Below are 1,528 nucleotides of genomic sequence, written 5' to 3' on the forward strand. Positions count from 1 at the left end.
GCAGACGATAAATAATACATTAATTTATTTTACTATAGTGAATCATGGCACAGTTGAGTTCTGCTTGGATAACAAATACTGCTGGGCTAATCATCAAAAAATCAACTACATAAACGGTGGTCTAGTTGTATGTGAAATCAGTAGGATAATAGTTGGTTATTTAGAAAATAAATAGACTAAAAGTATTACAGGTGGATGAATTGACAGAAAAATCAATCGGATTTAATTTTAATGAAACAAATTTAATAGATAATACTATATTATTTTTTTACTCACTCTCTTTAATTAGTGGAACAATTCAACTTTCAATGTTTACTTATTATATAAGTGGTTCTTTATTGGTCTTTACCCGATTGGCAATGTGTGGATGTGCATTTATTCTATCGTTAATATTCAAACGTTTTAATTTAAAAAGTATAGTTGGTATATCGTTTAGTATAGTTGGCATTATTGTTTTTCTTAAAACGAGAAACCTAGATTATTTACTATTTGCAATGACACTAACAGGATTGAAAGATATTCCAGTAAAAAGAGTTGTTAAGTTAACGTTTATTATTACTTTAGTATCTTTATTAATCTTAGTTTTGCTATCGATTACAGGTATAATACCGAATTTAGGGTATCCTCGAAATGGTAGAATTAGAAACTCATTTGGAACAACTTATCCTTTAGTGTTATCTGCATATTTATTTTACTTAGCGGTTTCAGTGTCCATATTATGGCCTAAAAAAACGTTTGTAACACTATCAATAATGACTTTACTAATGATTTTATGCAACACCTATACAGGATCTAGAAACGATACATTTTCTATTGCTTTATTGATACTAATTATTGTTTTAAAAAAATATTTAAAGCTAGCAAAGATCTTACTGAAAACCCTAATTCCTATTTTTGTTGTTGTAGGAATAGTATTTTCAATATTTTTAACAAAATTAATTCCATTTGGAACGAACTTATTTGTAATTATTAATAAGTTGTTGAGTGATAGGCTTATATTACAGGACACATTGGTTAATAATTACGGAATTAAGTTATTCGGACAAGTCATAGTTCAGAATGGAAATGGTGGATATGAAGGACAAAATTCACTAATGCAGTATTTTTATATTGACAACTCTTATGCTGCAAGCTTATATGTTGGAGGGCTTTTATCTTTTTGTTTTATTGTAGGTATTTGTGCTTATAGATGTTATTCACTTATTAAAAAGGACTTTGTTATTGTGGGATTAATACTTTTTATAGTGATTATCAATGGTATGGTTGAATCATCTTTTATAAATACTTCGCTCAATACCATAATTCCAATATTATTGTCCGATCCAAAACTTTTCTTGAGTAATGAAAAACTAAACTTAGTGGAATGATTCTAAAAGTTATTAATGTGTCTGAAATTACCATTTATAATATTCACCATTGGGTGATTATACTTAAATAATAAGCTTCACGATTGAAGTGAATTTAAAAAATGGCGTCTACTAATAATATTAATAAAGATATTTTTGAAAAAATCAATTAACCAAATTAT

At 27.2% G+C, this 1,528-nt stretch carries 1 protein-coding gene; it reads left to right on the top strand.

Annotation, left to right across the window (positions count from 1 at the left end):
- Positions 1 to 200 precede the first annotated feature (200 nt).
- Complete coding sequence (locus IV88_RS08905) at positions 201 to 1,367, top strand: hypothetical protein (RefSeq protein ID WP_057800539.1); 1,167 nt, start codon at positions 201 to 203, stop codon at positions 1,365 to 1,367.
- Positions 1,368 to 1,528 lie beyond the last annotated feature (161 nt).

The organism is Pediococcus argentinicus, from assembly GCF_001437605.1.
Lineage (GTDB): Bacteria > Bacillota > Bacilli > Lactobacillales > Lactobacillaceae > Pediococcus > Pediococcus argentinicus.